29 protein-coding genes and 1 pseudogene are annotated in these 24,079 nt (G+C 56.0%); 17 read left to right on the top strand and 13 right to left on the bottom strand.

What is annotated here, in order from left to right; all coding sequences use genetic code 11:
• Positions 1-2 precede the first annotated feature (2 nt).
• Both KORM41_RS12335 and KORM41_RS12340 read left to right on the top strand, forming a co-directional pair.
• Positions 3-596 (top strand): Smr/MutS family protein, encoded by a 594-nt coding sequence (locus KORM41_RS12335; RefSeq protein ID WP_068148310.1) that lies wholly within the window; start codon positions 3-5, stop codon positions 594-596.
• On the top strand, positions 593-958 hold the full coding sequence (locus KORM41_RS12340; RefSeq protein WP_068148313.1) for a helix-turn-helix domain-containing protein: 366 nt from the start codon (positions 593-595) through the stop codon (positions 956-958). Before KORM41_RS12335 ends, KORM41_RS12340 begins: the two co-directional genes overlap by 4 nt.
• Before the next feature lie 200 nt (positions 959-1,158).
• Here KORM41_RS12340 and KORM41_RS12345 read toward each other — a convergent pair whose 3' ends face one another.
• The 3 genes from KORM41_RS12345 to KORM41_RS12355 form a co-directional block, all read right to left on the bottom strand.
• Positions 1,159-1,548, bottom strand: a complete 390-nt coding sequence (locus tag KORM41_RS12345) for a hypothetical protein (protein ID WP_068148316.1) — start codon at positions 1,546-1,548, stop codon at positions 1,159-1,161.
• Positions 1,549-1,607: 59 nt separating this feature from the next.
• Entirely contained in the window at positions 1,608-1,958 is a 351-nt protein-coding gene (locus tag KORM41_RS12350; RefSeq protein ID WP_068148319.1) for a hypothetical protein, read from the bottom strand.
• Positions 1,959-2,031: 73 nt separating this feature from the next.
• Positions 2,032-2,382, bottom strand: a complete 351-nt coding sequence (locus KORM41_RS12355) for a hypothetical protein (protein ID WP_068148321.1) — start codon at positions 2,380-2,382, stop codon at positions 2,032-2,034.
• Between the two features lie 158 nt (positions 2,383-2,540).
• Here KORM41_RS12355 and KORM41_RS12360 point away from each other — a divergent pair, with 158 nt between their 5' ends.
• The 4 genes from KORM41_RS12360 to KORM41_RS12375 all read left to right on the top strand — a co-directional run bounded on the left by KORM41_RS12360 (position 2,541) and on the right by KORM41_RS12375 (position 4,393).
• Positions 2,541-2,753, top strand: a complete 213-nt coding sequence (locus tag KORM41_RS12360; RefSeq protein ID WP_068148324.1) for a hypothetical protein — start codon at positions 2,541-2,543, stop codon at positions 2,751-2,753.
• Positions 2,754-2,818: 65 nt separating this feature from the next.
• Positions 2,819-3,319, top strand: coding sequence for a hypothetical protein (locus KORM41_RS12365; protein ID WP_068148329.1), 501 nt, complete (start codon positions 2,819-2,821; stop codon positions 3,317-3,319).
• 385 nt (positions 3,320-3,704) lie between these two features.
• Positions 3,705-4,034 (top strand): VOC family protein, encoded by a 330-nt coding sequence (locus KORM41_RS12370; RefSeq protein ID WP_068148332.1) that lies wholly within the window; start codon positions 3,705-3,707, stop codon positions 4,032-4,034.
• Positions 4,034-4,393, top strand: a complete 360-nt coding sequence (locus KORM41_RS12375) for a hypothetical protein (protein ID WP_068148334.1) — start codon at positions 4,034-4,036, stop codon at positions 4,391-4,393. The genes KORM41_RS12370 and KORM41_RS12375 overlap by 1 nt, the downstream gene beginning before the upstream one ends.
• On the opposite strand, the gene KORM41_RS12380 is transcribed toward KORM41_RS12375, so the two are convergent.
• Positions 4,390-5,493, bottom strand: coding sequence for a M23 family metallopeptidase (locus tag KORM41_RS12380; protein ID WP_068148338.1), 1,104 nt, complete (start codon positions 5,491-5,493; stop codon positions 4,390-4,392). The genes KORM41_RS12375 and KORM41_RS12380 overlap by 4 nt on opposite strands.
• Positions 5,494-5,629: 136 nt before the next feature.
• Between KORM41_RS12380 and KORM41_RS12385 the strand changes: the two genes are divergently transcribed.
• Positions 5,630-6,391 (top strand): sulfite exporter TauE/SafE family protein, encoded by a 762-nt coding sequence (locus KORM41_RS12385; protein WP_068148341.1) that lies wholly within the window; start codon positions 5,630-5,632, stop codon positions 6,389-6,391.
• 145 nt (positions 6,392-6,536) lie between these two features.
• Here the strand turns inward: KORM41_RS12385 and KORM41_RS12390 are convergent, their stop codons facing one another.
• The gene (locus KORM41_RS12390; protein WP_068148346.1) at positions 6,537-6,773 is read right to left on the bottom strand and encodes a helix-turn-helix domain-containing protein; all 237 of its coding nucleotides are present in this window, start codon (positions 6,771-6,773) and stop codon (positions 6,537-6,539) included.
• A gap of 107 nt (positions 6,774-6,880) precedes the next feature.
• Between KORM41_RS12390 and KORM41_RS12395 the strand changes: the two genes are divergently transcribed.
• From KORM41_RS12395 to KORM41_RS12415, 4 genes and pseudogenes are all read left to right on the top strand, one after another.
• A complete protein-coding gene (locus tag KORM41_RS12395; protein WP_068148348.1) occupies positions 6,881-7,933 on the top strand; it encodes a hypothetical protein in 1,053 nt (350 codons plus the stop codon).
• 427 nt (positions 7,934-8,360) lie between these two features.
• A complete protein-coding gene (locus KORM41_RS12405) occupies positions 8,361-9,710 on the top strand; it encodes an AAA family ATPase (protein WP_068148353.1) in 1,350 nt (449 codons plus the stop codon).
• A gap of 390 nt (positions 9,711-10,100) precedes the next feature.
• Positions 10,101-10,382, top strand: a complete 282-nt coding sequence (locus KORM41_RS12410; protein WP_068148356.1) for a helix-turn-helix transcriptional regulator — start codon at positions 10,101-10,103, stop codon at positions 10,380-10,382.
• Positions 10,369-11,514, top strand: a pseudogene (locus KORM41_RS12415) (type II toxin-antitoxin system HipA family toxin). Before KORM41_RS12410 ends, KORM41_RS12415 begins: the two are co-directional and overlap by 14 nt.
• Positions 11,515-11,703: 189 nt before the next feature.
• On the opposite strand, the gene KORM41_RS12420 reads toward KORM41_RS12415, so the two are convergent.
• From KORM41_RS12420 to hisB, 6 genes are all read right to left on the bottom strand, one after another.
• Positions 11,704-13,110 carry a site-specific integrase gene (locus KORM41_RS12420; RefSeq protein ID WP_068148359.1) on the bottom strand — a complete coding sequence of 469 codons (1,407 nt, stop codon included), beginning with the start codon at positions 13,108-13,110 and terminating at the stop codon, positions 11,704-11,706.
• Between the two features lie 591 nt (positions 13,111-13,701).
• Complete coding sequence (locus KORM41_RS12425) at positions 13,702-14,028, bottom strand: phosphoribosyl-ATP diphosphatase (protein ID WP_068148362.1); 327 nt, start codon at positions 14,026-14,028, stop codon at positions 13,702-13,704.
• The gene (hisF, locus tag KORM41_RS12430) at positions 14,025-14,792 is read right to left on the bottom strand and encodes an imidazole glycerol phosphate synthase subunit HisF (RefSeq protein ID WP_068148365.1); all 768 of its coding nucleotides are present in this window, start codon (positions 14,790-14,792) and stop codon (positions 14,025-14,027) included. The genes KORM41_RS12425 and hisF overlap by 4 nt, the downstream gene beginning before the upstream one ends.
• On the bottom strand, positions 14,792-15,517 hold the full coding sequence (gene hisA, locus KORM41_RS12435) for a 1-(5-phosphoribosyl)-5-[(5-phosphoribosylamino)methylideneamino]imidazole-4-carboxamide isomerase (RefSeq protein ID WP_068148631.1): 726 nt from the start codon (positions 15,515-15,517) through the stop codon (positions 14,792-14,794). Before hisA ends, hisF begins: the two co-directional genes overlap by 1 nt.
• Positions 15,517-16,173 (bottom strand): imidazole glycerol phosphate synthase subunit HisH, encoded by a 657-nt coding sequence (gene hisH / locus KORM41_RS12440; RefSeq protein ID WP_068148368.1) that lies wholly within the window; start codon positions 16,171-16,173, stop codon positions 15,517-15,519. The genes hisA and hisH overlap by 1 nt, the downstream gene beginning before the upstream one ends.
• 19 nt (positions 16,174-16,192) lie before the next feature.
• Entirely contained in the window at positions 16,193-16,792 is a 600-nt protein-coding gene (hisB, locus tag KORM41_RS12445; RefSeq protein ID WP_068148371.1) for an imidazoleglycerol-phosphate dehydratase HisB, read from the bottom strand.
• A gap of 238 nt (positions 16,793-17,030) precedes the next feature.
• On the opposite strand from hisB, the gene hslV reads away from it, so the two are divergent.
• The 6 genes from hslV to KORM41_RS12475 all read left to right on the top strand — a co-directional run bounded on the left by hslV (position 17,031) and on the right by KORM41_RS12475 (position 23,166).
• On the top strand, positions 17,031-17,609 hold the full coding sequence (gene hslV, locus KORM41_RS12450) for an ATP-dependent protease subunit HslV (RefSeq protein ID WP_068148634.1): 579 nt from the start codon (positions 17,031-17,033) through the stop codon (positions 17,607-17,609).
• A 15-nt stretch (positions 17,610-17,624) separates the two neighbouring features.
• On the top strand, positions 17,625-18,935 hold the full coding sequence (gene hslU, locus KORM41_RS12455) for an ATP-dependent protease ATPase subunit HslU (RefSeq protein ID WP_068148373.1): 1,311 nt from the start codon (positions 17,625-17,627) through the stop codon (positions 18,933-18,935).
• Positions 18,936-19,060: 125 nt separating this feature from the next.
• Positions 19,061-19,432, top strand: coding sequence for a histidine triad nucleotide-binding protein (locus KORM41_RS12460; RefSeq protein WP_068148376.1), 372 nt, complete (start codon positions 19,061-19,063; stop codon positions 19,430-19,432).
• Between the two features lie 3 nt (positions 19,433-19,435).
• Positions 19,436-20,923, top strand: coding sequence for an acyl-CoA synthetase (locus KORM41_RS12465; RefSeq protein WP_068148378.1), 1,488 nt, complete (start codon positions 19,436-19,438; stop codon positions 20,921-20,923).
• 103 nt (positions 20,924-21,026) lie between these two features.
• Positions 21,027-22,403, top strand: coding sequence for an NfeD family protein (locus KORM41_RS12470; RefSeq protein WP_082719912.1), 1,377 nt, complete (start codon positions 21,027-21,029; stop codon positions 22,401-22,403).
• Positions 22,396-23,166, top strand: a complete 771-nt coding sequence (locus tag KORM41_RS12475; RefSeq protein WP_068148381.1) for a slipin family protein — start codon at positions 22,396-22,398, stop codon at positions 23,164-23,166. The genes KORM41_RS12470 and KORM41_RS12475 overlap by 8 nt, the downstream gene beginning before the upstream one ends.
• Before the next feature lie 18 nt (positions 23,167-23,184).
• On the opposite strand, the gene KORM41_RS12480 is transcribed toward KORM41_RS12475, so the two are convergent.
• On the bottom strand, positions 23,185-23,376 hold the full coding sequence (locus tag KORM41_RS12480; protein WP_068148383.1) for a Trm112 family protein: 192 nt from the start codon (positions 23,374-23,376) through the stop codon (positions 23,185-23,187).
• 20 nt (positions 23,377-23,396) lie between these two features.
• Complete coding sequence (locus KORM41_RS12485) at positions 23,397-24,071, bottom strand: LON peptidase substrate-binding domain-containing protein (protein WP_068148385.1); 675 nt, start codon at positions 24,069-24,071, stop codon at positions 23,397-23,399.
• Positions 24,072-24,079 lie beyond the last annotated feature (8 nt).

Consider the following 24,079-nt stretch of genomic DNA (forward strand, 5'->3'; position numbering starts at 1 on the left):
CCGTGGCCAAAAAACCAAAGCTGAGCGAGCGAGACGAGGCCATCTGGCAGAAGGTGGCGGAAAGCGTGACGCCTCTGGGCGATCGGCCCGATGCCCCTCCCATTCCTCCGCGGCGCATGGTGCGCGACCTTCGGGAAGGCCAAGGCCTGCCAAGCGAGTGGCATTCCCGCCCCAGCCCCACACCCGACGCCCGGATTGATAGGAAGACGCGCCGGCAAATCACCACAGGGCGGCAGGAGGTGGACCGCTCGATCGACCTGCACGGCATGACACAGGAACAGGCCTTTCGGGTGCTGAAGTCCACCGTTGAAGGCGCGGTCAGGCGCGGTGACAAGACGCTTCTGGTGGTCACTGGCAAGGGCGGCAAGCGCTTTTCCCAGCTGGACGCAACACCCGCGGCTTATAGGACCCGCGATGAGTTCGAACAGTTTGGCGGTGTGCTTCGGCGCATGGTGCCCCTGTGGCTTAATGGGCCTGAACTGAAGCCCTTCATCCAGTCCTACGGCCCGGCGGCACAGGAGCATGGCGGCGAAGGAGCCATGTATGTGATCCTGAGGCGCCGCTTGCCAGGCAGCCGAAAGGGAGGGGTATCATGACCCCTTTTGGCGAACGCCTGCGCGAGCTTCGGAAGAGACAAGGCATCAACCAGGCCGAACTGGCGGCGGCGCTTGATGTCTCGCCTGCCTATCTGTCGGCGCTTGAGCACGGCAAGCGTGGTGCCCCCAGCTGGGCCTTCATCCAGAAGGTGATCCAGTATTTCGGCCTGATCTGGGATGAGGCAGAGCAGTTGCAGGAGCTGGCGCAGCTGTCGAAACCCAAGGTCACCATTGATACGGCAGGCATGGATGAACGCGCGACGCTTGCGGCCAACCTGCTCGCACGCCGCATCGGCCGCCTTAATGACCGCGAGCTTGACCAGTTGCTGGCTTTCCTGAGCGATCAGCCCAGGGGCGGTTAGTTAGACTCATATTTCGCAATGGATCTTTTGGCACCATATAGCCAGCGAGGTGATCGGGCTCAAATTCAGTTCTGGTGACGCTTGGCTGTTCGCGTTCATTGTAATTCGGGTTATCAAGAGTTTGGAATCCAATGGAGAAGCGCTTTATTCTAATGTACCAGTTCGACAAGTGCTTTCTACGATAAAGGCTAAAAGAAAACCTAGCGACTTTTAGTCGTGCATTCTGACGATAATTTCTCCAGTACGTTCGAGATATTCACGATATCCGGGTGGCTTTCCTTCAGGCCCATGGACATCAGCATGTCTTTCTTCTGGGTCAGGTCCGCGATGCGTGTGGTGCATTCGTCCGGCTCCTCTTTCACCTCAACAACCTGCGGTTTCTGCAGGTCATGCAGAATGATATTCACCTGATTGAGGCGGGTCTGCATCTCGCTTGTCATCAGGCGCAGGCGGCGAACCTCTTCCTTCAGCACAACAACCTGATCTTCCAGAAGCTGGATGCGGGCCCTGTCTGCTTCATCGGTGGCGGCCAGGGCCGGCTGGGTTAAGAAAACAGCGCCGAGCGAAAGCGCAAAAACAAAACGCAACATGAACTATTCCTTCGGTCAGGACCCCTTGGGCGGGACCATATCAACATGGGCCAATTGGCTCAAGCTTCACATTTTCCGCTTAGGGAAGTTTGCTGCTGTCTGGTTTCAATAAGCTGGTTCATCAGCTGGACATAAAGCCGGTTTGGCTTTTCCGAAATCACAGTGCCACTGGCGTCCTTTTCCTGGACCATGGCTGGGATGTTCCTGATTTGCGCTTCAAGTGCCGCATAGGTTTCTCTTAGTACTGCGAGCTGTGCAATGCATCCCGACGGGCTCATCGCAGCATGCTTTTCCGGGCTTGTTCGACTTTGGCTTGATGTCGCCAGATGGTTGGAGAGCTGCACATAGGCCAGTACCGCAAGCGAAAGCGTGATAACCCCCAGGCAGGCTTTTGAAAATGTGTCGGTCATAATGTCCCCTATCCCTTGATAGGAGGCAGATTATAGCGGCGTGCTGCGGCTGGCAATGATTGATTGTGTATTATCAACCCAAAAGGGCGCTTGTGCAGGCGCGTTCGCGGGCCTGCATACCTTCTTCAAGAACCCGCTTTTCAAACCGCATCAATGTATGGGTTCGGTTCAGAAGCGTGATGCTTTCACCATCTGAAAGCTCATAGGTTACCTGTGCTGGGCTGCGCTGAAGGCGTTTGTCAATAAAGGCGATGGCCTGCCTGTAGGCTTTCATGGTGCTGATGCAGCGGGACGCCACGCCGATCATGGACTGGGTCTGTCCGTCACTTGCTTGCGTGGAAGCGGCTGCAGGCAAGGGCGCAGCAACTGCGATTGCCACCAATGTTACGTAACAAAGAGATAACCAGCGGGCTTTCCCGGTCATTGGCATTCTCCTGAGTTCAGACCAACAACTATAGCACAAAAATCGCTTCCCGGCGGAGCACTTTTGCTTGGCCTCGGCCGCGCCAATGGCACAGGTCCGGGCGAAGCATTCACCCAGTATCCCAGAAAACCTTTAACAACTTGAAAAGGAGAGCGTGCATGGCCGCGCAAACGGACCTGCCGTTCGACCAGTTCCGCCTGGTTCACAGGCAGGGGGCGGGCGGCGTCCTTCAAAGCCACATCCATGTGTCGCACCGGCGGCTGGGTGGTAACCGCGGCTTGGTGGAAACCCTGTTCCGGGACGCGGAGGGTGTACGTGCCGTGCCGGGCATTGTGGGCGCGGGTGCAACCACGCTGGCGGCCGCTGAATAAGGCGGAGTGGCGCTTCTGCAATCTTTGGTATAATTTACACCCTCATGCACCAAGGGAGAGCAGCCATGGCAGACCCAGAAACCAACGCAGATGATTTCCTGAAGGACGTGATTGAGCCAGTCCTGAAGGACATGGCGATGGACGGTGCGGCTGCGGAAAAGCTTCTGATGATGACGGCGTGCCACGAAAGCATGGGCTTTCGCTACCGGGTGCAGCAGGGCGGCCCGGCGCTTTCCTACTTCCAGGTTGAGCCCAATACGCTGAACGACCTGTATGAAAACTATCTGGCTTTTCGGCCCGACATGCAGGCGCTGGTGGATGCGTATCTGCCAGAGGAGCTGGACCGGCTGGAAGCGCTGGAGACAGACGACAAATATGCCTGCGCCGTGGCGCGGATGATTTATTGGCGGGTGCCGGAAGCCCTGCCGCATGTGACAGACGACGAAGGCCTGGCGGCCTACGCCAAGAAATACTGGAACACCGAACAGGGCGCGGCGACAGCGCAGAAATATCTGGACGACTATCGCCGCTATGGCCCGAACCCGGAGCCGGTTGGTTGGGCCTAAGGAAATATATCAGCGCTTCTGCTGACAGCCTGCGACTTGAACTTTCATCTTCTCGTTGGCCGGCAGAGGTCTGTTTTACCGTTTTCAAGGACATTTGAGGTATGTCGGATCCACTGATCAGAAGGGTTGGTTCTGGATCATATCACGATGATCAGGCGGGTGCGTGTCTGCTAGGCAGATATACCGCTTACACATATACATACGCCCGATATCGCATGATAAATCACTGCAGCTCAGGAGGACCTACGCCGCGCGTGAGATCAAGTATTTAGATACCAGCAATAAATATGGATTTTCTCATTTTTGGATGGCCATAACAGGCGCCAATTTCATATGGAACTAACCGCCATGCATATGGGGGGCCATGAAAGGTGGAGGGGACGACATGGATCTGGGACTTTGCTCAACAAGCCTTGCGGTCAAGGACCTGAAGGCATCGCGTGCCTTTTATGAAGCCCTTGGCTTTGTGGTCGAATGCGGCGCGGAAGAGGACAAGTGGCTGTTCATGGCAAATGGCAATAGCCGTATTGGCCTGTTTGAGGGCATGTTCGATACCAATATCCTGACCTTCAACCCGGCTGACGCGCGAGCCGTACAGGCGACGCTTCAGGCGGCAGGTATCGCGCTTGATATGGAGGCAAAGGAAGGCGAAGGGCCCTGCACCCTAATGCTCACAGACCCGGACGGCAACAAGATCATGCTGGACCAGCTCTGATGCCGCGTAAGGTTGAGTATGGCCTGGGCGCAGTGCTTATGCTGGTGCTTCTTGGCATCGCCATTTTAGGCCCGAAAGGGTTTTTCCCGGATGCCTATGGCGCCCGTGGTTGCCTGCTTGGCGTGTTCCTGATGATGCACTGGCGGCGTAGTCACTTTGGTGTACTCCTGACAAAGCAGGTTCTGCTATCCGGACTGGCCGGCGCGTTTATTGGGAGTGTCGTGGGCCGTTTTCTAATGCCGACGCCCCCCGGCTGGTCTTTTGAGACGGCTATGGTCATGCCGTCCGCCCTGTTTCATGCAGCGCTTATGGTGGCCAGTTTCCATTACCTTACGCTTGGGCGTGGGCGCATGCCTTAGGGAGTGACCTCGATTTCGATCATCTGGTCATAGTCATCCCAAGGGCCGTGATCCACATGGATGCTGCCCTTCCAGATGCCGGGCTTGAACCCGCCTTCGGGTTTCTCGAGCCCCATGAAACCTACATAGGCTTGGTGGCTCTTTTCCATGTTGATTTTATTGTCCAGCACGACTTTACCGTCCGGATCTGTGATGGTGAAATGCCAGATATCGCTGCGTTGGGGGTGGAAGCCGCGCCCAACCAGTAGCATGGCTTCGCTATCCGACGGTATGGTCTTGGGGCCTGGCTGCCACATGTTTTCGAGATCCCTGGGTTCAGTGCTGAATTGAGCAGGCAGCGGCACGAACGACTGGTACGGCACTTTGTCGGCCCAAAGGCTTTGCCCGTCGGCCTCGCAGCTGGTTTCAAACTTGCCGCCGTCGAATGGGTCTACCAGGCTGCCGCTAAGGCGCGTCGTGAAATGCAGGTGCGGGTATTCGGTCAGGCCGGACATACCGACCTGGCCAAGCACATCACCAGCAGCTACTGTGTCGCCGGGCGTTACGCGCAGGCTGCCCTGCTTCATATGGCAATATTGGGTCTGCCAGCCCTGACCGTGGTCGATCACGATACCGTTGCCGCATTCCTGGCCTTTGGTGTCGTCTGTTCCTGCCTTGCGAACAGAGGCATCCTCAACACCATCCCTTAGGCGAAGGATGGTTCCCGGCGCTGCTGCGAGAACGGAGACGCCCGCTTTCATGCGCGCCAGGTCGCTGATGGCAATATCCGTACCTTTGTGGCCGTTCTGGGTGCTGGAGCCGCAAGTGTGATCCGCTGCCACGTCGCCAGCCTCTCGGTCCACATAGCGGGCAATCCAACAATCTTTCCCAAGTTTGCATGCCATCGGGAATGAAAGAGAAAAGCCGCTTTCGGCGTCCTTCATAGCCTGTGCTTCCGAAAGCGTCTGGCTTTCTTTCTGGTTTCCGGTCTGTGCTTTACCGTCTTCAACGGGCACGATCAGCGTTTCTTCGCGCGTCACTTTCTTGAACACCAGCGTGGCGATGATCAGGGCGAAAATGACAGCGGCGACCAGGCCCGGTTTGTTATACAAATCCCGCATGATGCGCGACGCTCCTTCAGCAGCAATTGAGTTCGGCCATACAAAACATCACTGCGACTGCAATCACAAGGGGAAATCCTGTCCGAACTTTCATTTTCGCTTTCCGAGCGCTCTTTTATTCGGCAGAGTGCGCGCCATGACGATCATGCCAGACACCCTCAGTTTTCTAGACGCTGCGCTCCTTGTGGGCGTGAGCTTCTTTACCTCCTTCCTGTCGGCCTCGATGGGCATTGGCGGCGGTGTAGCGCTTCTGGCGGTGATGGCGCAGGTGATGCCGGCGCTTGCCATCGTGCCTGTGCACGGCGTGGTTCAGCTTGGCTCAAACGCAGGGCGCGCCTATTTGATGCGCGAGGCTATCGTCTGGCGGATTGTGCTGTATTTCCTGATGGGCAGTCTGATTGGGGGTCTTATCGGCGGTCAGATTGTTGTGGCCCTGCCCGCAGCAACGCTTCAGCTGGTGCTCGGGCTTTTCGTTCTCTATTCCTTGTGGGGGCCGATGCCCAAGCCGTCCGCCGACCATAAAAGTATGGCTTTTGTCGGATCTAGCGGCGCGCTTTCAACGCTTTTGACCATGTTTGTTGGGGCTACCGGGCCGTTTGTGGCGGTGGTGGTGAAGATGTTTTCGCTGTCGCGTCTGGCCCATGTAGGTACTTTTTCCGCCTGTATGGTGGGCCAGCATACGGTCAAGATCGTGGTGTTTGGTGTGCTTGGCTTTGCCTTTGGCGCCTATCTGCCGCTGATGGTTGCCATGGTGGCAACCGGCTTTCTGGGCACCTGGGTGGGGCGTCATTTTTTGGTGAAATCAACGGATGAGCGCTTTGGCCGTTGGCTCAATATTATCCTGACGCTTCTGGCGGCCCGCCTTTTGTGGCAGGGCGCTCAGGGCTTCTTTGCCTAATCTTCCGGGTTAGTCTTTTCAGCAAGGTTGCTAAGCCCTTGCGCGTGCAGTTCGGGCTCATTTTGTTAAGTATTATTTTTCGGCCCTTGATGAAGCCACAAATTGGAGAGTCGAAGCTGTGTAAGAAGCTAGCGGATATCCCGTTTTAGCTTTTTTCAAAGATACGCATGGCGTCTTGTGTGCCGATTCCAATCGCCTCCGCAAGGCATATGAACTCAACCACATCGATGCGCCGTTCACCACTCTCGATCTTGCTGATCATCTGCTGATGAACCCCGAGTTTTTCTGCCAGATCACTTTGCAGCAAGCCGTGCTTGATGCGCTCTTCCTTCAGGTAATCTCGTAGCTTCTTATACCTCGGGTCGTTCTTGTCTGCGATCATTGTTGGGGTCCAATTGGTTGGTGACCCTCAAGCTGCTATACCCTAAAACCTTGTACCCCAAATTCATGTACCCTATATTAGGGTTTTAATTCATTGGGGAGAATTCCATGAAATTCCATCTACTACTTGTATTCGGGCTTTCGCTAATGCTGACAGCCTGCGGTTCTGATACACCGACCGTCAGTGACGGTGCAGACTTTGAAACCAGCCTTGCAGCCGTTGTGGCTTCAGAGCTGGATGGCAAGAGACTACCCATTGCCCTGAAGGTAATTGAGCGCCGGGCTGGCACTGATGCGATTGCAGCGTCCGATAACGTCATTGACGCTTTTGATGCCGCTTTGTTTCCTGCAGGGAACGAACGACTGGACGGGTATGCCAAGCAAGTGTTGGGCCCGGACTATATGCTTGAGCTTCACGAGTACAGGCTCCAACAACAGATGCGGGGAAATTTTCTATCCAAGGGGGAAGAGCTTAATTACAGGACAGAACGCCGCAAGAGATACGAAGAGGCGAAGAAGCGCGCTCTTTATGCGGACACGCTTTACAGGAAGTGGCTGAGTGGACTGACGGCAGAAGATATCTTGCCTCTTGGTGCCAGGATGCTTCGAGAGGAGCACGTAGCGGAGCTGGCAGCCTTTGATGAGCGGGTTCAGAAGCTCGACGGTAAGATCAAAGCCCTAAAAGACGAGGCCAAATCCAGCGAGGATTTTCTCAAACAGATTGAGGTTGGCTTCCCTCCAGAGGGTGTCAGCCGCCGCAATGACCCTGTTCCGGTGCGAGTTGTCAATCGCTCCCAGAAGAACCTGGCGACTATTACGCTGCAGGTGATTGCTGTGGGCGCCAATACCAGGACGCCAATGCAGCAACTGCATACCTATCGCATTGATGTGCCGGCTGGTGCCATGAAAGTCTTCCGGACCCATGACTTCATGAAGTGGGCTTTGGATATTCAGGCAGCGGGGAACCTGCCTGGTGCGCCGTTTGACAGCTATGACTTGGCGATTGTTGCGGCGACAACGGATCAAGGTGAAGTGTTTAACATTGATGTGGAGCCAGGCCTTGAGAAGTTGGACTTTGAAATGAGAACCCTTGTTGAGGACAGGCATGCGCTTATGGAGAAGCATCGTCAGGAGCTTGCGAGGCTAGAGGTGGCGTCTTAGCTTCGTAAGGGACATGTATTGAGTTTGTACCCCATTTGTTCTCGATAATGCTTGCAATAAACCCCGAAATAGGGTATGGTGTAACTCCTACATTGGGAAACACACAAGGGAGTTACACCCATGCTCTATAGACCCAAAAGGGGCCAGAAGGGATTGCTGATGGCCCGCCAGCTTAAGAAGCTATCGGTTAAGGCTGGTCTTCACCGCAGCAATCGTGTCCGGCCTGAGGCCTCAAGCCTCCAAATGGCTCGGTCTGTTATTACCTGGCTGATTTCTGGCTCCACCTTTCTCTTTTCCACTTTCCAACCAACTGACCTGAGCTTCTAGGAAACCTCGATGACCTTGTCCTTTGCACATTCGAGCCAGCGAATAGGCATAGCTGCTTTCTCAGCTTCACCACTGACGATCAGCTTCAAGGGCATTTTCCATGGCATACGTACTGGACTGGCGGGTTCTAGAACCTGCGGATTATATCGAATCCAAAGATAAGATCATTCAGCATCTCACTACTGCTTCACAGCATTCTTCCAAGATCAAGCTCACTACCGACAGCAGCTTCTCCGACATTGAGCAGGAGGCGCGGCGTCTTGCGCTCACAGGCCAAATCGACGAGCGGGACGATGATTTCATCCTGATGATGATGCTTGCGGCCGCGGGTGGTGTTGAGGCTGTCGCATACTTTCCGATCCAGGTGCTTGATGAACTTCGTGGGAAATCCTTTTGGCCCGAAAGCTGCGACATCGAGGATTTGATGGGCAGCTGGGACTGTCACTTACGTGGCCGGGCTATGGGAAGCTCTTGTGATCAGGCGCGGCAGCAAAAAACGCTGGGCTCGGGCAATGAAGCAGCACCATTGACAGAGTTGGAGAATGGCGCACCTATCTCTGCCTCGTCAGTTAGCGGCATGGCTCAAATTCTGGTAACACAAGCCAGCGACGTTAAGGTAAAGTTGTCACCAACCTATCAGGCGCTGAAGCACCCGCTTCCATTCGGTGGCGCAAAAAGGCCTTTGGACGTCGGGGAACAATTGCTGGCGGAATTTCCTCAAATGGCTGGCCAGCTTCAACATTTGATTTCTAGCCTGGGTTTGATGGCTGTTTCAGGACAGTCATGCCTGACAATGGATCCAATTCTGGTGACAGGTCGCGCGGGAGTGGGCAAGACATATTTTGCAAAAAGGCTGGCGACGCTTTTGCAGTTGCCGCTCCACCTGCATTCCGTTGGAGGCAATTCAGACAATAGAAGTTTAAAAGGAACCTCAATGGGTTGGTCGACAGCTGAGCCGTGTCTGCCGGTGCGTGTTATTGCACAACAGAAGTGTCCGAACCCTGTCATCATTATCGATGAAGTAGAGAAAGCTAGTCGCGGCAGCATGAATGGGGACGTTCAGGATACCCTTCTTGGGTTTCTGGATACAGAAACCTCCAGAGCCTACTTCGATGAGGCGTTGGGATGTACGGTCAACTTGTCATTTGTGAACTGGATTTTGACATCTAACTCTTCTGATAAGCTGACGCCTCAACTTCGGTCCCGTTGTCAGATCTTAAATTGGCTACCGCCAGGGCCGGAACATGTTGAGAATCTTGTATGGGCTCTTCAGCGAACAATTGCAGCAGACGCAGGTCTACCTTTGGCTCTTATTGAGCAGTTTCCGGCGGATACGCTTTCCATGCTGAGGGTGTTTTATAAGAAAAGCAGCAATATCAGGAGCTTGAGGCATGTGGTAGGAAAGTTGACGCTGAGGGATCTAACTCGTCCGGGGCGGCAGCTGCATTGATTAAGTCTGGGTTGGGGGGTGGCTAAGGTGCGGGGAGCACGAATTCGTAGAATCGGCGCCCGCACTTAGCCTGTACCATTAAGTTGGAATCAAACCCTCTTGGCTTAGCCGGAGGTCTGTTAGGTGCGAAGCATAAGTGTGGATTGGTTCCTTGGATCCAGTGAGGTAAATGAAATTGCTCATTTTTTGAGCTTCTATATGGAATAGCTGGGGCATGTTACGCTTACAAGGAGTAAAGCCGGATGTAAGTACGGCATTTTCAAAGATGGCTTATAAATTGAACATAAAGCTGTTTTATGGTTACTTTATTGACCATATCAGCAAGATTAACAAGAGGTGTGTGAGTGGCGAAGGTTAGCAAGCGGCCCTATAGTAGGTCTGCAAAGGTTAGTGCTGCAAGCGATTAAAGCTGCGCGGCTCAAGCTGAAGATGCCAGCACAGGAATTGGCCGAAAGGCTGGGAGTTGCCAGGGGTACACTGCGCAACATTGAAAATGGGCTGCTCAATGTTGAAATAGTGCATTATCTCGAAGCTGCGGCCCTATTGGGCTTGAATATTTTTTTTCCAACCGGAAAATCTTCTGAAGATTTGCATGGGGACCTAGAAGAAATTCTTGAATTACTCCCGGAGCGCGCACGTAGGCAGAAGATAAAGATCGATGACAATTTCTGATACCTATGAAAAGGCATATGTCTGGATCTGGCTGGACGGAGCCTCTGAGCCTGTCGTTGCAGGGCAAGTTACCCGTGCGGGACGTCAATTGGTCTTCACATATGGTCGTTCCTACCTATCCAACCCTGACGCAATCTCAATTTATGAACCAGAGTTGCCTTTAAAACAGGGTGCAAGGTACCCACAGCCGGGCCTCGAGGTGGCAAATTGTCTCAGGGACGCTGCCCCTGATGCTTGGGGGCGTAGAATTATCATAAACCAGCGCACGGGACTGACGGGTCGCGAGGTTGATACGGGACTATAATTAGATCAGGTGCTAAATCATGGCACTTCCATAGGTGGCGCTCGCCCAAAAGCGTTGATCACTGATGGAACCAAGAAATATGTGGCAAAATTCTCTTCGAGTAATGATCTCTATAGTGTTGTAGGTGCAGAGTTTGTTGCCATGCGCCTGGCGGAACTCGTAGGCATTTCTGTGGCGCCTGTCCAATTGATCGAAGCCGCAGGCCGGCAGGTACTTCTTGTCGAGCGTTTTGATCGTATCGCCCAAAGTGGAGGCTGGACCCGTAAGGGAATGGTGTCAGGCCTCACGATTTTGGGCCTGTCAGAACTGAATGCGAGGTACGCTTCATATGAGGACCTTGCCACAGAGGTTCGGTGGAATTTCACCGCCAGCACAGCAACGTTGGCGGAATTGTTTAAACGACTAGTGTTCAATATCCTAGTTGGAAACACGGATGATCATGCTCGAAATCATGCGGCTTTCTGGGATGGCCAGCGGCTAAGTCTCACTCCTGCATATGATATTTGTCCTCAGGCAAGGACAGGCCGTGAGGCAACACAGGCTATGTTGATACGAGGTAGCGACCGTTCCAGCAGGATTTCCAGTTGTCTTCAAGCCGCCCACCAGTTTCTTTTATCAGAAGAACAAGCGATAAGTATCATCGAGAGCCTTCTGGATGTAATTGGTGAGCACTTCATTGCTGTGGCTGCTGAGGCATGCGTTTCGCCGAAGGACAGAGCAATCTTAGCTGGAAACCAGTTCCTAAATCCTTTATCGACAGAGTGTTTGACTGGTGATGCGGGAAGGCTAAGGCTGAGAGCTGAAGAGGTTAGGCGGGAGATAATGTAGAGGTTGTTGCCCGGCCCCAACCATAGTTTCGGGAAGGGCATTGCTTCGGTATTTGGGTCGGTGGCGCTTTAAGCCTTATCTTTGGTTGCTCCTCCAGAATCCGTAAGGGTTTCTGGAGGAGATATAGGACCAGAGTCCATTCTTTTTGCCGATTTTCTTGGAAGCGGTGTGGGTGCATTTCCGCTCAAGTTACTTCGACATCGAGTTGGAAGCGCATGTGGTACACTCAGAAGTCGGGCTGTCGGCAGATTGACTGCATTGGTTGTTTGCTCCTAACTCCATAGCCCTCAGATGGCAGTTAGTGATGCGAACTTGTGCAATATTCGACTGATCCGGCAAGGGGACATTTGTGCCATCTGCTGTAGGTCCAAAGCTCCCTCCTTTCATTGCCTGGTTTGTGTGTGCATAATGGCAGCCTGCAGTATTGTCGTTGCTGTGGCCCATTAGTGCTCCGAGTGCGTCTCTCCCATCAAGGCCCCAATAGCGTTTCATATTAGCGGCAAACTGATGGCGCGCTGTGTAGAGGGTGATGCGTCTCTTTTTTGCTTTCGGAGACATTTTTTGATGAGCCTGTCGGAAGGCACGCCGAATTCGCTCCATGAAGACGACGAACGTAGTGTCCTCCAGCTCCATCCTGATAACATCGATGGTGGCTCTAATCAGTTGGTATGCCGCGTCGTCAAAATTGAGCAGGTGCAGATAGCGATACTCTCCGCATGCTCTGCCGTTACTATATTTCGCATTCTTCACAATGAGAACACGAGGCTCGTCTTCATCGAGACATGCGGATTGCCATTCGATGGGCCGAAGGCCCAGGAAAATAGTCGATTTGAAAATCATAGCGGCTGTGAGACCGTCACTCCCCAAGGACATCAGCGTGTCTTCAAATAGTGGATATGTTTTTTCTGGCACAGATTTGCGCCTTATGTAGGTTTGCTTTTGGTGTTTTTTGGGGAGTTTTCCAGCGTTGACGCTATTGAGCATGTTGTGAAGATCATAGATCTCCTCGCATGCCCTATCGCATACCATCAACATCTCAAGGAAGAAATTTATAGCTGCCCGAGTCCAGCGAAACGTCGCACGGGTTTGATCGGTCCTCGTGATAACCTGATTTATAAAATCTCTCAGGTTGCTTTTTCTTGCACCCTTTACGACACAGCGGATATATCGCCAGATTGTCTCATTGCTGCACTGTGTAATCTGCACATCCGCGCCTCTCGCACGGGCCCATGCCAAGTTCTCGAAGTTGGCTACCGCCTCCTCGATTTCTTCTTCAGTGGCTCCTTCTCGAACAACTGTGTACGGAAAATGCCCCAACTGGAACCCAGCTTCGCGGACGATGTCGTCAAATTCCGCCTTAAATGGTGAATAGTAGCGAACATAGTTTTGAACTTGGATGTAGGAGGTTCTAAGTGCATTGAGGTCGGCTTTGAGGGTGCTTTCCAAGCCCATCAGCTTCGCCAAATTTTCTTGGGCGGCAGGGCATTTAAATATCTCTATCTGGTTCATGCATATAGTTTGCGCATGACGATTTTTCTTGAGTTGATCTTTAGTAGTTTCAAAACGCTCGGCGATTCGTTGGGTGACGGTTAGCATGTTTCTGACTCCTTGGTCTGTTGGACTGTTGAGCTTCGTGCTCGCTAACGCCAATTCTAGCTTCTGGAAATGTAAGAACCGGTTGGAAAGTGATAGAATCAGCCCTTGGTTAGTCGGACTGGATAAAAAATCCCGCTATCTTATTGATTGTATTAATAAATTTTTTTGAAAAAAATGCGTGTCAAGGTCTCGCGACCAGTTAGTTCGTTATGAAATTGAAAAGTGGCAAATTGAGAACGCATTTGATGACGCGTAAAATGAAGCCTCGCAGCAGCTCCAGCGAGTGTGTTCCGACGCTTGGCTTTCATTGAAAGGCTGGAATGTTCCCTGGCGGCCTAAAAGCCCAAACCCCACCTTGAGAATATTGTCCGCTAAGAGGCACCGGCGATCCGCTATTGATCGTTGCCAACAGGTAATCCGTTCGTAATTTTCCGAAGGCTTGTCAGAGTTGCTGGCAACCGCCTAAAGGCCACTGCCATAGAGGTTGTCTCTTGGAGGGAGCGAACACCAGCTACTTTGGAGCACGTTTTATATAACGTTAGCGCTTCTGGCTGACTGATGTCTTTGGCATGGGCCAGAGGGCTACCTAGTTCAACCTTCCCGGCTTGCTTTTTCCTCAAGCCCCGACAGGCCTTCGCGGCGCGCGAGTTCAAGCGCCACATCCTGAAGTTTGTAGCCGCGGGATTTCAAGAGCACCATCAGGTGGAACATCAGGTCGGCGCTTTCGTTGATGATGCCGATATCATCGTCCATCGCCACAGCCATAGCGGTCTCAACCGCTTCTTCGCCCACCTTCTGTGCGATCTTGCAGGGGCCTTTTTTATAGAGCTTGGCCACATAGCTTGTATCCGGGTCAGCCGATTTGCGCTCTTCAAGCGTTTCTTCAAGCCGAAGCAGCATATCAAGTGCACTGGTCATAAGACTGTCTCCCTTACCGGAATGCCTGCCGCCGCCATATGGGCCTTGGCCTCGGCAATCGTATAGTGGCCAAAGTGGAAAATCGAGGCCGCAAGCACGGCAGAGGCGTGCCCGTCGCGGATGCCTTCCACCATATGATCGAGGTTCCCGACGCCGCCCGAGGCGATCACCGGAATATTCACGGCGTCAGAGATCGCGCGCGTCAGCTCGATGTTGAAGCCCTCGCGCGTGCCGTCCCGGTCCATGCTGGTTAAGAGGATCTCACCCGCCCCGAGCGATGCCACCTGTTTGGCATATTCAACCGCGTCAATGCCGGTTGGCGTGCGGCCGCCGTGGGTGAACACTTCCCAGTTGCCGGGTGCGACTTCCTTGGCGTCCACGGCCACGACAATGCACTGGGAACCGAATTTTTCGGCGAGTTCCTTGACGATCCCGGGGTTGTTCACCGCGGCCGTCATCAGCGACACCTTGTCCGCACCTGCGAGCAACAGTTGCCGGACATCGTCTTCCGTGCGCACGCCGCCGCCGACTGTCAGCGGCATGAAGCAGGCTTCCGCCGTGCGCTTTACGACATCCAGCAGGATGCCGCGGTCCTCGTGGCTGGCGGTGATATCGAGGAACGTGAGCTCGTCGGCGCCCGCGGCGTCATAGACCCGCGCCTGCTCCACCGGGTCGCCGGCGTCAACAAGATCGACGAAATTGACACCCTTGACCACGCGCCCGTCTTTCACGTCCAGGCAGGGAATGATCCGTGCTTTCAGCATCAAGCACCGCCTTTCGCGACTTTGAGCGCTTCCTTAAGGTCCAGTCGGCCGTCATAAATGGCACGGCCGGTCACAACCCCTTCAAGATTGCCCACCTCTGCCACGCGGTGGATGTCGTCAATGTCCTTGACGCCGCCTGAGGCGATCACCGGGATCGAAACGGCCTTCGCGAGGTCTGATGACGCTTCGGCGTTTACGCCGGTCAGCGTGCCGTCGCGGTCGATATCGGTGTGGATGATGGCGGCCACGCCCGCGTCCTCGAACTTAAGCGCGAGTTCCGTGACTTCAAGTTCCGATGCTTCGGCCCAGCCTTCAACGGCAACCATGCCGCCCTTGGCGTCGATGCCCACGGCGATCTTGCTGGGGAACAGCTTGCAAGCTTCCTTGACGAGCGAGGGGTTCTTGACCGCAAGCGTCCCCAGGATCAGGCGCGAGATACCGGCTTCCAGCCAGCGCTCCATGGTTGCGATATCGCGAATGCCGCCGCCCAGTTGCACGGGCACGTCAACAGCCGCCAGAATGGCGTCTACGGCAGCGGCATTCACGGGCTCTCCCGCAAAAGCGCCATTGAGATCCACCAGATGCAGCCAGGGACAGCCCGTGTCTACAAATTCGCGCGCTTGCGCCGCCGGATTGTCTGAAAAGACAGTCGCGGCCTCCATGTCGCCCTTATAAAGGCGCACGCAGTTGCCGTCCTTAAGGTCAATCGCTGGATAAACGGTAATCATGGTCGCCACTCCAAAAAGCTGCTGATCAGTTTCAGCCCCACACGCTGGCTTTTTTCAGGGTGAAACTGGGTGCCGATGATATTGTCGTGCCCCACTATGGCGGTCACGCGGCCACCATGACGCGTGAACCCGAGGAGCGAGTCGTCGCTCTCGAGCACCATATGATAGCTGTGGACGAAATAGGCGTGGTCGCCCGCCTCCAGCGCACCCGCTACCGGGTGCTTTAGGCCAGCGTCTGTCAGTTCCACCACATTCCAGCCCATGTGCGGGATCTTGAGGCTTGGGTCATCCGGCGTCATTTTCTCGACATTGCCGTCGATCCATCCCATGCCCTTGTGGGTGCCGTGCTCGTGGCCTTCTTTCGCAAGCAGGTGCATGCCCACGCAGATACCCATGAAGGGGCGACCCTCATGGTGAACGCGGGTGTTGATTGCCTCGCGCATGCCGTCTATGGCCAGCAGTCCCTTGCGGCAATCGCCGAATGCGCCCACGCCGGGCAGGACGATGTGGTCGGCTTTTGCCACCACATCCGGGTCGCTGGTGACGGTGATGGTGCGCTCAAGGCCGCTATCCTTGGCTGCGCGCGCAAAGGCTTTCTCCGCGGAACGGAGATTGCCCGAGCCATAATCGATGATGGCAACGGTGTCTGGCATCAGATCTGCTCCGGCTGGTTTAAAGGCTGCCGCCCAGCGTACCTTTGGTGGAAGGCACAGCGTCGGCTTTGCGCGGGTCGGTCTCTGTCGCGGCCCTGAGGGCACGGGCAACGGCTTTGAAACAGCTCTCAATAATATGGTGGCTGTTGGTGCCGTAGAGATTTTCCACATGCAGCGTCATGCCTGCCGCGAACGCAAAAGCGCGGAAGAATTCCTCAAAGAGTTCCGTGTCCATCTCGCCGATCTTGTGGCGGGGAAAATCCACCTTCCACACCAGGAACGGGCGGCCGGAAATATCGATCGCGGCGCGCGACAGCGTCTCATCCATTGGGATATAGGCGTTGGCGTAACGGGTGATGCCGGTCATATCGCCAAGCGCCCGCTTGATCGCGGTGCCGATGACGATGCCGCAGTCTTCCGTGGTGTGGTGACCGTCGATATGCAGGTCGCCCTTGGCCCTGAGCGTCAGGTCCATCAGGGAATGTCGGCTCAGCTGCTCCAGCATATGATCGAGGAAACCAATGCCGGTATGGACGTCGTACACACCTGTGCCGTCCAAGTTCAGCTCGACGGAGATTTCCGTCTCTTTGGTTTTCCGTTCATATGTTGCGGTGCGCATGCGTCACTCCTGATTAAGCGCTGTAGGGCGTCAAAAAAGACCCCAAAATCATTGATAGCCCTGCTATTAAGCATATTCTGGCATTATGACGAACAATTTCTTTTGAAACAAAAGACAATATTCCGTCACCTTTAACTATAGCGCGATTGTTTGTGATTTCCCTTACGGGGCTTGAGGCGTGCTGGATTGCTTCCTATATGAGGCTGAACCACAAAAAGAAAAAAGGACACTGTCCCATATGACACAGTTCAATAGTGAACTCCCCACATGGCATGCCACGACCATCTGCTCAGTCCGCAAGGACGGCAAGGTGGTAATCGCGGGCGACGGCCAGGTATCGGTTGGCGACACGGTGATGAAAGCCAATGCGCGCAAGGTGCGGCATCTGGCGGGCGGCAAGGTGATTGCCGGGTTCGCGGGCGCGACCGCAGACGCCTTCACCCTTTTTGAGCGCTTAGAGGCCAAGCTTGAGCGCCACCCCGGTCAACTGGCCCGCGCGTGCGTCGAGCTCGCCAAGGACTGGCGTACGGATAAATACCTCAGGCAGCTGCAGGCCATGATGATTGTGGTGGATGAGGCAACATCGCTGGTAGTGACAGGTAACGGTGACGTACTTGAACCCGAGCACGGCGTGGTCGCCATTGGCTCAGGCGGCAACTATGCTTTAGCTGCTGCCCGCGCGCTTTATGACCAGCCGCTTTCGGCCGAAGAGGTTGCGCGCAAGGCTATGAAGATCGCCGCCGATATCTGCGTCTACACCAACGAAAATGTCGTGGTCGAGACGATGGACGCCGCGCCAAGTGCCGATAAAGAATAGTCAGGAGTACCCCTTATGACCAGTTTTTCCCCGCGCGAGATCGTGTCCGAGCTCGACCGCTTCATCATCGGCCAGAAGGACGCGAAGCGCGCTGTTGCTGTGGCGCTTCGGAACCGCTGGCGCCGCCAGCAGCTTGAAGGCCAGATGCGTGACGAGGTTCTGCCCAAGAACATCCTGATGGTTGGTCCAACCGGTGTAGGCAAGACCGAAATCTCCCGCCGTCTGGCAAAGCTTGCGGAAGCGCCTTTCATCAAGGTCGAGGCCACCAAGTTTACCGAAGTTGGCTATGTGGGCCGCGACGTAGAGCAGATCATCCGCGACCTGATCGAGAATGCGATCCTGATGATGCGCGAGAAAAAGCGCAAGGAAGTGACTGCCAAGGCTGAAGTGCAGGCGGAAGAGCGCGTGCTGGACGGCCTTGTGGGCCCAGGCGCGTCAGAGGCCACGCGTCAGAAGTTCAGGAAGATGCTGCGCGAGGGTGAGCTGGCGGACAAGGAAGTCGAGCTTGAGGTTGAGGACACCTCGAACCCCTTCCCGCAGATGGATATTCCCGGCATGCCCGGCGCTAGCGTTGGCATGCTGAACCTTGGCGACATGTTTGGCAAGGCCATGGGTGGCCGCAAGGTGAAGAAGCGCCTAAAGGTTTCTGAAGCTTATGAAGTGCTGATGACCGAAGAGGCCGACAAGCTGGTGGACGACGAAAGCATCACCCGCGAGGCGATCCATTTGGTGGAGAACCACGGCATTGTCTTCCTGGATGAGGTGGACAAGATCTGTGCCCGCCAGGATGCGCGCGGCGGCGATGTCAGCCGCGAAGGCGTGCAGCGGGACCTGCTGCCGCTGATTGAAGGCACGACTGTGTCCACCAAACATGGCGCGATCAAGACGGATCATATCCTCTTTATCGCATCTGGCGCCTTCCATCTGGCAAAGCCAAGTGACCTGCTGCCTGAGCTGCAGGGCCGCCTGCCGATCAGGGTGGAGCTGAGCGCTCTCACGGAAGAGGACTTCAAACGCATTCTCACCGAGCCTGACTATAGCCTGATCCGCCAATATACCGCGCTGATGGGCACCGAGGAGGTGACGCTGACCTTCATGGAAGACGGCATCAACGAGATCGCGCGTATCTCCGCGCACTTTAACGAGACGGTTGAAAACATTGGCGCCCGCCGCCTGCATACCGTGCTTGAAAAAGTGCTGGAGGAGATCAGCTTCGATGCATCGGACAAGTCCGGCACCAGTATTACGGTGGATGCAGCCTTTGTGCGCGAGCATATGGGCGAACTGCTTGAGACAGACAACGACCTGTCGAAATTCATCCTGTAGCGCTTGCTGGAACAAAGAATGTCAGACCCGGTCGCAGGCAACTGTTGGCCGGGTTTTTCTTTGGCCTTGAAGGGCCTGACGGGCGGGCTATAGTGACGGCGAAGACATGATCGAAGGAGCGTCCCATGGCCTATGACACCAATAATATCTTCGCGAAAATCCTGCGCGGCGAAATCCCCTGCAACAAGGTCTATGAAGACGAATTCGCCCTGGCGTTCCATGACATCAACCCGCAGGCGCCCATCCACGTGCTGGTGATCCCGAAGGGCGAGTATGTCTCCATGGCGGACTTCTCGGCCTCGGCCCCCGCTGATCTGATGGTCGGCTTTTTCCGCGCGGTTGGCAAAGTGGCCGACGAGCTTGGCCTTGTTGAGCCCGGCTACCGTATGCTGGCGAACGCCGGTACCAATGCGCACCAGGAGGTGCCACACCTGCATATCCATCTGTTTGGCGGCAAGTCGCTTGGCCCGATGCTGGACACCAGCTTCGGCGTCTGAGAGATGACAGACCTGCCAATCATCCAACGCGCGAAGGGGTTTGCTGATCGCACCGCCTTTTTCGGGCGTGGTGGCGAAGTGACCTATCAGAACCTTTTGCACCGGTCCGCTGCTGTGGCTTCAGGCCTTCTTGCGGAAAAAGCTGATCTTGAGGAAGAGCGGATCGCCTTCCTGCTGCCCACGGGGGCTGATTATGCCGCCACACAGTGGGGCATCTGGCGCGCGGGCGGCATTGCTGTGCCGATCAACGGCGGCGCCACGGTGCCGGAGATTGAGCACGCTTTGACCTGCGCGGGTGTCCGCCGTGTGGTGGTGGCGGCCAACAGGCTTTCGGTGCTGGGCGACCTGCCAAAGCGCCTGGGGCTTGAGGTTTTGGATTTCGCCGGCCTTGAGGGCAACAGTCCCCTACCCCAAATCGCACCCACACGCCGGGCGATGATCCTGTTCACCAGCGGCACAACCAACAAGCCCAAGGGCGTAGTGTCCACCCACGCGTCGATTGAGGCGCAGGTGACAGCGCTTGTGGAAGCCTGGGCATGGCAGGCGAACGACCGCATTCCGCTCTTTTTGCCCATGCACCATCTGCACGGCATATTGAATATCCTGTGCTGCGGCCTGTGGTCCGGCGCCGCGATCGAGCCGTTCGACAAGTTCGACGCTGATGCCATCTGCGCGCGGGTGGCGGAAGGCGCCTATACGCTCTTCATGGCGGTGCCGACCATCTATGTGAAGCTCCTCAAGTGGCTCGATGCACCAGAAAATGCAGGCAAACGCGACTGTGTCATCAAGGGCTTCGGCGCCATGCGGTTGATGGTGTCCGGCTCCGCTGCGCTGCCGGCTTCGATCCACAAAGAATGGTCCGATCTGACGGGCCAGGTACTGCTGGAGCGCTACGGCATGACCGAAATCGGCATGGCGCTTTCAAACCCGTACGCAGGTGAGCGGCGCGCCGGGATGGTGGGCCTGCCGATGCCGCGCACCGATATCCAGCTGGTGGATGATGCGGGCAAGGTGGTCAGCGGCGAAGGCGCGGTGGGTGAGATCTGGGTCAAGGGCCCTGCCGTGTTCCGCGAATATTGGGACAATCCGAAAGCGACCGCGGAAAGTTTTGCGGGTGACTGGTTCAAGACCGGCGACATCGCGACGCTTGAGGGCGGCTACTACCGCATCATGGGGCGGTCGTCCGTGGATATCATCAAGTCCGGGGGCTATAAGCTTTCCGCACTTGAAATCGAAGCCGCGCTTCTGGAGCACCCCAATATCACCGAATGCGCTGTGGTCGGCCTTGCTGATGACGAATGGGGCGAGATTGTCGCCGCAGCGATCGGCCTCAGGGAAGGCGCGACCCTTACGCTTGAAGAGCTGCAGGCCTGGGCTTCGGCTCGGCTATCGGCCTACAAGCTGCCGCGCGCGCTTTTGCTGGTGGATGCCTTGCCGCGGAACGCCATGGGCAAGGTAACAAAGCCTGCCGTGAAGGCGCTGTTCACCTAGGGGCGACATCAGGCCACACCATCTTGCCGATACCTGCTCTGGGCAAAACCCCGGGAATGTGTTTTACTCGGGATAGAGGTATCCCATGCATGCTGTTGGTCACATGTGTACCAGCGTATTCCTGAAGCTGGCGCTTTGGCGCCGGGCAGTCATCCTTTTTGTCAGTCTACTGATTTTTGCCCTTCCCGCCCGCGCGGACGGGGCGCTTGTCATTGATATTGATGGCCCAATCGGCCCGGCGATGGCGGATCATGTCACGCGCGGCTTCGAGGAAGCGGCCAAACGCAATGCTGACTTGATCATCATCCGGATCGACACGCCCGGCGGGCTTGTGTCCTCAACCCGCGATATCATTAAAACCATCCTGGCGGCCGACAGGCCGGTGGTGGGTTATGTGGCGCCGTCCGGCGCGCGGGCCGCCAGCGCCGGTGCCTATATCCTGCTGGCTTGCCATGTGGCGGTGATGGCGCCGGGCACCAATGTGGGGTCCGCCACGCCGGTGATGATGGGCGGCATGCCCGGCAGCCCGGCACCGGGCGAGGGTGCTGAGAAACAAGCCGACCATCCGGACATGATGGACAAGGTGCTTAACGACGCGCGAGCCTATATGCGCTCGCTCGCGGAAATGCGTGGCCGTCCAGCCGGGCCCGCCGAAAGGTTCGTCAGTGAAGCTGATAATCTGACCGCCAGCGAAGCATTTGAGAGCGGCGTGATCGACCTTGTGGCGCGCGACATGCGCGACATGATGAAAAAGCTGGAAGGCCGGGAGGTGACAGTCGACCAAAGCCCCCAACTACTGGCGACCGACCGCCTGACGGTTGAGACGCTGGACCGCAGTTGGCGCGAAGACTTCTTGGCCTTCATCACCAACCCGAATATCGCTTATCTGCTTTTGATGGTCGGGGTGTATGGCCTGATCATCGAATTCTCCAATCCAGGCCTGGGGGCACCGGGTATTGTGGGCGGTGTGTGCCTGATTATCGGCCTCTATGCCCTGCAGATGCTGCCGGTAAACTATGCTGGGCTTGCACTGATGGCCCTTGGCCTTGGGCTCATGATCGCCGAGGCGTTTGTTCCCGCCTTCGGGGCGCTGGGGATTGGCGGGGTTGCAAGCTTCGTGATCGGCTCAATCATGCTGATCGACAGTGATATCCCCGAATTCAGCCTGTCGCCGCTGCTGATCGGCACTGTGTCGGTTTTGACGGCGGGGCTGTTCCTGTTTGTGCTGACCTTTGCCGTCAGGGCATGGAGGCGACCGGCCGTGAGCGGCAATGACGCGCTTGTGGGAGATTTGGCCGAGGTGCTTTCCTGGACGGACGGCGCCGGCACGGTCCGCGCACACGGCGAGGTCTGGAGCGCCCGCGGTCCAGAGGGCGCAAAGCCCGGCGACCATTTGACCGTTCACGCAATAGACGGACTGACCCTTGATCTGGGCAGCCCTAAGGAATCCAACGCCAAGGAGGCATCCGCCGATGACTGACATACTTTATTCCAGCTATATCGTGGCTATCTTCGGCCTGTTTATTCTTTTGTCTGCCTTTCGCATTTTGCGGGAGTATGAGCGCGGCGTGGTCTTCCTTCTGGGGCGTTTTTGGAAGGTCAAGGGTCCGGGGCTTATCATCATCATTCCTGTGATCCAGAAAATGGTCCGGGTGGACCTGCGCACCATGGTGATGGACGTGCCGGAACAGGATGTGATCTCGAAGGACAATGTCTCCGTGCGGGTGAATGCGGTGGTTTATTACCGCGTTGTCGATGCGAGGCGCGCCATCATCGAGGTCGAGGATTTCGAATTTGCCACCAGCCAGCTGGCGCAGACCACGCTTCGCTCAGTGCTGGGGCAGCACCAGCTTGATGAGATGCTGGCGGAACGCGAACGCCTGAATGATGATATCCGCACGATACTCGACCAACAGACAGACGCCTGGGGCATCAAGGTCGCCAATGTGGAACTGAAGCATGTGGACCTGGACCCATCCATGATCCGCGCGATCGCCAAGGAGGCGGAAGCAGAACGGATCAGGCGGGCCAAGGTGATTTCAGCCCAGGGCGAGGCCCAGGCCGCCGGCAAGATTCTGGAGGCCGCCAAGGTGCTGCATGAAACGCCGGAAGCGATGCAGATTAGGTATCTTTCTGCCCTTCATGACATTTCGTCTGACAAGACCTCCACGATCATCTTCCCCATGCCGATCGACTTGATGAAATCGATCGGGGAAAGCATGAAGGGCAAGAAGGACGGCTGAGGGTAAATCCTTGAGAGCCTAGTCCTCGAGCGGGCGGGCCTCGTCAGACAGGAGGATCGGAATACCGTCGCGGATCGGGAATGCAAGGCCGGCTTTGCGGCTGATCAGTTCCTGCGCCGACTGGTCATACTCCAGCGTTGTGTGGGTCACGGGGCACACAAGAAGTTCCAGAAGTTTCGGGTCAGCAGTGCTGCGGGACGGGTTGCTCATGGCTTGGCCTCAAAACGCGGTTAGTGGGACCGGTGGTCAGGAGAGTGATGGTCTGTGCCACCATGGCTGTCCGCAGACGCCATTTCAAGCAGGTTCTGCAGCAGCAGCGACCTTTCGGGCACCGTGGCGGATTCGAGCAGCGCCTGCTTTTCCTGTACCGCAAGCGGTACGATCATCGACAGGGTGTTTACCAATATATCATCGGGTGCTGAGGCAATGGCGTCAAAATCGGCGTCGAGCCCCTTGGTGTCCAGATAGCCCTTGAGGGCGCTGAGTAACAGGTCCCGGTCCACGCCTTTGCTGCCGGTACCGCCCCATGGGTCGGCCTTATAGGGCTCCCAGTTGGTGCGCACCTGCCTGTAAGGTGTGGTCACGCCCAATTCTTCCGTCACATCAAAGCGGGACAGGCCCTTGAGGCGTATCAGGATGCGTCCGTCATCGGTTTCCTGAACGTCCGAAATGCTGCCCACGCAGCCCGTGCCGTATAGGTCAGGGACAGTCTCATGGCCGTTGCCCTTGGGCTGGATCATGCCGATCAGGTTGTGGCCTTCAATGGCGTCGCGCACCATGCGCAGATAACGGGGCTCGAAAATATTCAGCGGCAGGCTGGTACCTGGCAGCAGGATCGCTCCAGCCAGCGGAAAGACCGGGATCACGGACGGCAAGGCTTCGAATGTTTTGCTCTCAACCGTCACAACAAACC

The sequence above is a fragment of the Kordiimonas lipolytica genome (assembly GCF_001550065.1).

Bases quoted from the DNA above. Each gene is read 5' to 3' on its own strand.
- KORM41_RS12340 (WP_068148313.1), top strand. From the start codon at position 593: ATGACCCCTTTTGGCGAACGCCTGCGCGAGCTTCGGAAGAGACAAGGC.
- KORM41_RS12345 (WP_068148316.1), bottom strand. From the start codon at position 1,548: ATGTTGCGTTTTGTTTTTGCGCTTTCGCTCGGCGCTGTTTTCTTAACC.
- KORM41_RS12350 (WP_068148319.1), bottom strand. From the start codon at position 1,958: ATGACCGACACATTTTCAAAAGCCTGCCTGGGGGTTATCACGCTTTCG.
- KORM41_RS12355 (WP_068148321.1), bottom strand. From the start codon at position 2,382: ATGACCGGGAAAGCCCGCTGGTTATCTCTTTGTTACGTAACATTGGTG.
- KORM41_RS12360 (WP_068148324.1), top strand. From the start codon at position 2,541: ATGGCCGCGCAAACGGACCTGCCGTTCGACCAGTTCCGCCTGGTTCAC.
- KORM41_RS12365 (WP_068148329.1), top strand. From the start codon at position 2,819: ATGGCAGACCCAGAAACCAACGCAGATGATTTCCTGAAGGACGTGATT.
- KORM41_RS12370 (WP_068148332.1), top strand. From the start codon at position 3,705: ATGGATCTGGGACTTTGCTCAACAAGCCTTGCGGTCAAGGACCTGAAG.
- KORM41_RS12375 (WP_068148334.1), top strand. From the start codon at position 4,034: ATGCCGCGTAAGGTTGAGTATGGCCTGGGCGCAGTGCTTATGCTGGTG.
- KORM41_RS12380 (WP_068148338.1), bottom strand. From the start codon at position 5,493: ATGCGGGATTTGTATAACAAACCGGGCCTGGTCGCCGCTGTCATTTTC.
- KORM41_RS12385 (WP_068148341.1), top strand. From the start codon at position 5,630: ATGACGATCATGCCAGACACCCTCAGTTTTCTAGACGCTGCGCTCCTT.
- KORM41_RS12390 (WP_068148346.1), bottom strand. From the start codon at position 6,773: ATGATCGCAGACAAGAACGACCCGAGGTATAAGAAGCTACGAGATTAC.
- KORM41_RS12395 (WP_068148348.1), top strand. From the start codon at position 6,881: ATGAAATTCCATCTACTACTTGTATTCGGGCTTTCGCTAATGCTGACA.
- KORM41_RS12405 (WP_068148353.1), top strand. From the start codon at position 8,361: ATGGCATACGTACTGGACTGGCGGGTTCTAGAACCTGCGGATTATATC.
- KORM41_RS12420 (WP_068148359.1), bottom strand. From the start codon at position 13,110: ATGCTAACCGTCACCCAACGAATCGCCGAGCGTTTTGAAACTACTAAA.
- KORM41_RS12425 (WP_068148362.1), bottom strand. From the start codon at position 14,028: ATGACCAGTGCACTTGATATGCTGCTTCGGCTTGAAGAAACGCTTGAA.
- hisF (WP_068148365.1), bottom strand. From the start codon at position 14,792: ATGCTGAAAGCACGGATCATTCCCTGCCTGGACGTGAAAGACGGGCGC.
- hisH (WP_068148368.1), bottom strand. From the start codon at position 16,173: ATGCCAGACACCGTTGCCATCATCGATTATGGCTCGGGCAATCTCCGT.
- hisB (WP_068148371.1), bottom strand. From the start codon at position 16,792: ATGCGCACCGCAACATATGAACGGAAAACCAAAGAGACGGAAATCTCC.
- hslV (WP_068148634.1), top strand. From the start codon at position 17,031: ATGACACAGTTCAATAGTGAACTCCCCACATGGCATGCCACGACCATC.
- hslU (WP_068148373.1), top strand. From the start codon at position 17,625: ATGACCAGTTTTTCCCCGCGCGAGATCGTGTCCGAGCTCGACCGCTTC.
- KORM41_RS12460 (WP_068148376.1), top strand. From the start codon at position 19,061: ATGGCCTATGACACCAATAATATCTTCGCGAAAATCCTGCGCGGCGAA.
- KORM41_RS12465 (WP_068148378.1), top strand. From the start codon at position 19,436: ATGACAGACCTGCCAATCATCCAACGCGCGAAGGGGTTTGCTGATCGC.
- KORM41_RS12470 (WP_082719912.1), top strand. From the start codon at position 21,027: ATGTGTACCAGCGTATTCCTGAAGCTGGCGCTTTGGCGCCGGGCAGTC.
- KORM41_RS12475 (WP_068148381.1), top strand. From the start codon at position 22,396: ATGACTGACATACTTTATTCCAGCTATATCGTGGCTATCTTCGGCCTG.
- KORM41_RS12480 (WP_068148383.1), bottom strand. From the start codon at position 23,376: ATGAGCAACCCGTCCCGCAGCACTGCTGACCCGAAACTTCTGGAACTT.